Origin of the sequence: Streptomyces javensis, from assembly GCF_039525925.1 — a bacterium.
GTDB classification, from domain to species: Bacteria; Actinomycetota; Actinomycetes; order Streptomycetales; family Streptomycetaceae; genus Streptomyces; species Streptomyces asiaticus.
Genome location: NZ_BAAAIF010000165.1, coordinates 1 through 5,947 on the forward strand (window position 1 = coordinate 1; position 5,947 = coordinate 5,947).

Here is a 5,947-nt window from a genome sequence, read left to right on the forward strand (position 1 = left end):
CCTCGGCGGCGGGCTCGGGATCGGCGGCCGCCGCGGGCCCGCGCTCGGCGCCGCGGGCCTCGGTGGACTTGCGGAAGGCGTCCAGTTCGGTGCGGACCAGCTCCAGCACCATGTGGCCGCGCTCGCTCCAGTACGCCGCGAAGACGTCCGCGGGCACCGAGGGGGCCAGCAGCTCGGCGAGCCCGCCGCGCTCGGGCGCCGCCAGACCGGCCTCGCGCAGTGCGTCGAGGGTGCCGTCGAGCGCGAGCCGCCCGCCGGTCACGGCCAGCGTGGGCAGCGACCGCACCGCGGAGCCGTCGGTCACCTTGGCGACCAGCTTGGAGAGCGCGGCGCGCCCGCCCGCCTCCACGAACACCTCGGCGCCGGTCTCCCGCAGATGCCGTACGGCCGCGGCGAACCGCACCGGTCGGGTGAAGTGCTCGGCCAGCAGCTCGGCGAGGTCGTCGCCCGGCTCGTAGTAGCGCTGGAGGATCGGCGAGTAGACCGGCCGGTTCAGCGGACGCTGGTCCAGCTTCCGTACATACGCGGCGAACTCGGGGGCGGCGGGGGCGAGCGCCGGGGTGTGGAAGGGGAAGGGGGTGTCGATCTCGATGGCGCCCACGTCCAGCTGCCCGGCGATCGCCACCACCCGGTCCAGGATTGCGGCGGGGCCGCTGACCACGGTCTGCTCGTCGTGGTTCTCGGTGGCGACGGCCAGCAGCGGCTCGTCCACCAGCTCGAGCAGCTTGCGGGTGCGCTCGGCGCTCGCGGCCAGGGCCACCATGCGGCCGTCGACCCCGCTCTGCCGCTCGATCACGGCGACGCGCCGGGCGACGATCCGGACCCCGTCCTCGACCGAGAAGGCCCCGGCCGCCACCAGGGCGGTGATCTCGCCGAGGCTGTGCCCGGCCAGCACGTCGGGGGCGACGCCCTGGGCGGTGAGGATCTCGTGGGCGGCCAGACCGGCGCCGTAGATGGCGACCTGGGAGGCCCAGGGGTCGTTGTCGAGCAGATCGCGCAGATCGGCCTTGCGCTCGCCGAAGAGCACCTCGGAGACGCTGCTGCCGTAGAGCTCCTCGGTCACGGTGTCGAGCCGCTCGAAGACCCGGCCGATCTGGGGATGGCGCTCCTTGGCGCGGCGGAGCGCCTCGCCGTCGAAGCCGCCTTGTCCGGGGAAGAGGAACGCCGTCGTGACGCCGGGGGACGGATTGCTGGACATGCCGATGCCTCCATGGCTGTGGTGGTGACGGTGGGTGAGGTGCGCCACCCGCGCGGGTGGCGCGGCGCTGTGGGCGGCCGAAGGCCGTTGTGAGGTCGCGGCCGTGCCCGGTGGGCGGGCCGCGGGGGAGCCCGGTGGGGCGGGCCGCGGGGGAGCCCGGCTAGGCCACGCGGGCGACCGGGGAGTCGAGCAGGAAGGTGCCCATGCTGCCGAGGTTGGCGGCGATCAGCCGGTCGGCGAGCCGGGTCGCCGGGGGCAGATGCCGGGGGGCGCCGCGGACCAGCCAGCGCACCATCCGGATCTTCCAGCCCGGCTCGGAGCCCGGCGGGATGTGGTCGAAGAGGGCGTGGATATTGGCCGGGGAGTAGAACTCGGCGGGCGGGACGATGGTGGCGAACATCCCGACCATGCCGCTGCCGTGGTGCGGGCTGCGGGCCATCGCCCGGATGAACTCCAGCTCCTCGCGGTTGTAGTCGGCGATCGCGGCGTGGTCGCGGGTGTACTGGAAGTGGCCGCTCACCAGGGCGTCCCGGCGCCGGGCGTAGCCGGCGAGCGCGGGAGCGAGGTCGCGGTCCCCGGCCAGGGCCGGCTCCACGGCTTCCACCAGCAGTTCGGCACCGCGCAGCGAGTCGGTGATGCCGGCGGCGGTGATGGGGTCACGGGTGTAGCCCGCGTCGCCGACCAGGGCCCAGCCGGGGCCGTGGCAGTGGCGCAGGAAGTTGGGGACCGCGCCGGTCATCCACTTGTCGACGCGCCGGGTCTCCCGCAGCCGCGCCGCGAACTCCGGGTCGACCTGCTCGAAGGCGGAGACGACCGTGGCGTCGCGCTCCCCGTCGGCGGACGCCTTGAAGTCCTTGACGGGCAGGGCGAGTCCGACGATGGTCAGGCCGTCGTGGGTGGGCCAGGTGAAGGCGTGCTGGTGGCGGTGGCGGTAGGTGCGCACCTTGCCGTCGTGCGGCAGATCGGCCCAGTACGACCAGTGGCTCTTGTTGAGCACCGGGTGGGAGTCGTACTTCTCGGCCCCCACCAGCCGGGCGACGGTGGAGTTCGAGCCGTCGGCGCCCACGACCAGCCGGGCGTGCTCGACGATGGGGGTGCGGTCCTCGGTCTCGGCCCGGACGCCGATGACGGTGCCCTGGGCGTCCGTCAGCAGCTCCCGCAGCGCGACCTGTTCCCGCAGCTCCGCCCCGGCCTTGACGGCGGCCTCCAGCAGGATCTCGTCCAGCTTGCGGCGCTCCGGGGAGTACGCCTCGGCCACGCCCTCGACGGCGGGCAGCTTGGCCATCAGCTGGACGGGACCGCTCTGGAGACCGTAGGAGTGGATGGGCGGGCAGCCGGTGGCCGCCACCTCGTCCAGCAGCCCCCAGCGCTTCAGCCGGAGAATTCCCGGAGGGTGGACCAGATTGGTGGCGGCCCCCTTACCGCCGGGGAATTTCGCCCGGTCGAGGAGAAGGACCCGGTACCCCGCTCTCGCCAGGAGCATCGCGGTCGATGACCCGCTGATACGCGCTCCTACCACAATGACGTCGTACATAGCGTCCCCCATACCCAACGGTCACCCGGGGTCCGGGGACCGGTGGATCATCTTGTTCGCTCTGACTTCGCTCTGTCGAATTTAGTTGGGCGACCGGCTCGGGAGGTTTCCCTGATATGAATCCTCGACGGCTCCCGAAGAAATCACCTTCGTGTCGGCCGGCGCGGTGCGGCCGCGCGGTGCCATGAGAATGGCCAGACAACCGGCGGCGGCGATTCCGGAGCCGATCCAGGCGGCGGGCCGCAGCCCGTCCACGAATTCCTGCGGCGAGCCGTATCCGCCGAGCGTGGTGAATACGGAGGTGAGCACCGCGACGCCGAGTGCGCCGCCGAGCTCCCGGAAGGTGTTGTTGGCGCCCGAGGCGATTCCCTGGTCGCGGGGCGCGACGACGTTCATCGCCATTTCCGCGACGGGCGAGAAGAACAGCCCCAGGCCGATTCCGCCGAGCACCAGACCGGGCACCTGGTCGGCGTAGGCGGTGTCCGCGCTCACCCCGGACGCCAGCCAGCCGAGGCCCGCGGCCTCGAACAGCAGGCCCGCGGCGACCACCAGACGGTTGCCGAGCCGGGCGGTCAGCAGCGCCGCCAGCGGGGCGACGACGACCGGCATCGCCGTCCACGGCAGCATCTTCACGCCCGCCTCCAGCGGCGAGAAGCCCTGGATGTTCTGCATGAACTGGGTGAGCAGGAAGACCAGCCCGAACATGGCCGCGAACATCAGCAGGCTGGCCGCGTTGACCGCGCTGAACGCGCGGTTGCCGAACAGCCGCATCGGCAGCATCGGTTCGGCCGTGCGCAGCTCCCAGGCGACGAAGAGCGCGAGCACCACCAGGCCGCCGGCCAGGAAGCCGAGCACCCGGCCGCTGGACCAGCCGTGTTCGGTGGTGGACACCAGCGCGTAGACCACGCCGAACACCCCGAGGCTGACCAGGACGGTGCCCACCGGGTCGAGCGAGGTGTCCGGGCGGGTGGACTCGGCCAGCTTCCACAGGCCGAGCACCAGCACCACCACGCCGATCGGCACATTGACCCAGAAGATCCACTCCCAGGAGATCTTCTCCACCACGGCCCCGCCGATCAGCGGGCCGAGCGCGACCGCGAGCCCGCTGAGGGCGCCCCAGACGCCCAGCGCGACACCGCGCCGGCGCTCGGGGACGGCCACGGTCAGCAGGGTCAGCGTCAGCGGCATCACCACGGCCGCCCCGAGCCCCTGTACGGCCCGGGCGGCGATCAGGGCGTCCGCGCTGTCGGACAGCGCCGCGGCGGCGGAGGCGCCGGTGAAGACGACGAGGCCGGCCAGGAACACCCGGCGGCGGCCGAACCGGTCACCGGCGGCCGCACCGGCCATCAGGAAGACCGAGAAGGTGAGGGTGTAGCCGTTCACCGTCCACTCCAGGTCCTGGAGGCTGGTGCCCAGGTCCTTCTGGATGGCGGGCAGCGCGGTGATGACGACGAGGTTGTCCAAGGCGGCCATGAAGACGGTGAGTCCGGACACCACCAGCGTCCACACGGGGTTCATTCCGCTCGGGCCGGAACGGTCAGTCATGAATACCTTTCCTATGACGGCGCGATTGCTGTGCGACAGGTTGGTTCACGTCGTTATCCGGCCGACGGATATACGGGCAGACGGCGGCAACGCTAACCGGCCACGCCTCTCCCCGGAACTGTACTTTGGTACAGGTGGCGGTAGCTGAGCGCGACCAGACCGGCCTGTAGCCTCGATTCCACCTGGAGTTTTGCGAGTATTGACGCCACATGAGCCTTCACCGTGCGCTCGGTCACTTGCAGCCGCAGCGCGATACGGCGGTTGGACCAGCCCGCGCCGAGCAGCGCAAACGTCTGGCCCTCCCTGGCTGATAACAACGGCACACGTTCCAGCTCCCGCGCCCAGTTGGGCACGGGAATATCGGGCACGACGGTGAGACCGCCCCTGTCGGACACGGTGACATTTCCCCCTAGTTAGGCGGCCCTTGGAGCCGCCGATCATGCAAGAATCAGACTTGATTGCCCTCTTGATTATTGCGGCCGCACGCCCGTACGAGTCAAGGATTTCCGGCCCTTTCTCGCCTCGCGAGAAAGTGCTGGTGAAGCACGGAGAATGCGCTTCACGTTTACTCCTGTTACCTTAAATTTACTTCATTCTCGAATCGTTGCCATCCGGGCCGGCGGGACGGCCCCGCCCCAGGTCGGCCAGGTCCGCCGCCGTCCGCTCCACCGCCTCGATGACGGTCACCGGACACCGCGTCATGACCCGTTTGGGCTTCATCACCAGCACCGAGCCCATCACCAGCCCGTCCCAGGTGACCGGCGCCGCGCACTCGTTCCACCCCGCCGCGCACTCCTCGTGCCCCAGGGCGTACCCCCGCGCCCTGATCCGCTCCAGCGAGGCCAGCAGCCGCACATCGTCCTGGTAGGCGCCGGGGCCGGCCTCGGCGGGCACCGGCCGGTCCAGCACCTCCGACTGGATGGTCTCCGGCAGATACGCCAGGATGGCCCGCCCTGCGGCCCCCACCCGCAGCGAGTGCTCGACGGTCTGCACCGCGCGCGGCGTCATCCCGAGCTCCGTCAGATCGGAGTCGCCGACGGCCATGTCGGCGCACTGCCGGTGCGCGCCACCGAAGGGCGCCAGCAGATAGAGGAAGGCCAGCCCCCCGGTGGCCCGGCGGAGCGCCTCCAGGAGGGCGTGGGCGGCCTCCGGCGCGGGCGAGTGGGCCAGGGCCTTGAGACCGAGCTGCGGGGCCGCCGAGCCCAGCCGGTAGAGACCCCGGCCCTCGCGGACGAAGATGCCCTGGTGCACCCCGGACTGAAGGATCCGGTAGACGGTCGAGTCGTCCAAGTCCGCCGCTCTGGCCAGCGCCCCGGGCCCATGGGCCCGCCCGCCGAGCTGAGTGAAGGCCCGCTGCACGCGGAACACCCTCTCGGCATGACTGCTTCCGCCCACGGCACCGCTACTGGCCACCCCGTCAGCCCCCCGTGCAGATTCCCCCGTCGCCCTGCCCAACGTGCCACGGACGCACACCCATTCCCATCCGGGGAACTTGGTCCGCTTGTGGACAACTGGGCCCCGCCGGGTTGCCCGGCGGGGCCTGATGGTTTATGGAACGACGTTTGCCGAGCGGCTACTTGCCGGTCTCCTTCTCGTACGCCTTGATGACCTCGTCGGTCGGGCCGTCCATCAGCAGTTCGCCCTTCTCCAGCCACAGCACCCGGTCACAG

Annotated in this window: 5 protein-coding genes and 1 pseudogene; all 6 read right to left on the bottom strand. The window is 71.3% G+C overall.

From position 1 onward, the window contains the following. Positions 1-1,198, bottom strand: a 1,198-nt coding sequence (locus tag ABD329_RS47085) for an ACP S-malonyltransferase (RefSeq protein ID WP_344318172.1), incomplete at its 3' end; no start/stop codon positions are given. Positions 1,199-1,358: 160 nt separating this feature from the next. Further along, positions 1,359-2,744: an NAD(P)/FAD-dependent oxidoreductase gene (locus ABD329_RS47090; protein ID WP_306420220.1), complete on the bottom strand. Its 1,386-nt coding sequence runs from the start codon at positions 2,742-2,744 to the stop codon at positions 1,359-1,361. A gap of 69 nt (positions 2,745-2,813) precedes the next feature. Next, a complete protein-coding gene (locus tag ABD329_RS47095; protein WP_198281476.1) occupies positions 2,814-4,277 on the bottom strand; it encodes an MFS transporter in 1,464 nt (487 codons plus the stop codon). A 92-nt stretch (positions 4,278-4,369) separates the two neighbouring features. Further along, a complete protein-coding gene (locus ABD329_RS47100; RefSeq protein WP_051573984.1) occupies positions 4,370-4,672 on the bottom strand; it encodes a response regulator transcription factor in 303 nt (100 codons plus the stop codon). Positions 4,673-4,862: 190 nt separating this feature from the next. Then, positions 4,863-5,636, bottom strand: a complete 774-nt coding sequence (locus tag ABD329_RS47105; RefSeq protein ID WP_309142932.1) for an IclR family transcriptional regulator — start codon at positions 5,634-5,636, stop codon at positions 4,863-4,865. A 214-nt stretch (positions 5,637-5,850) separates the two neighbouring features. Then, positions 5,851-5,947: pseudogene (locus ABD329_RS47110) on the bottom strand (ABC transporter ATP-binding protein); the annotation flags it as partial.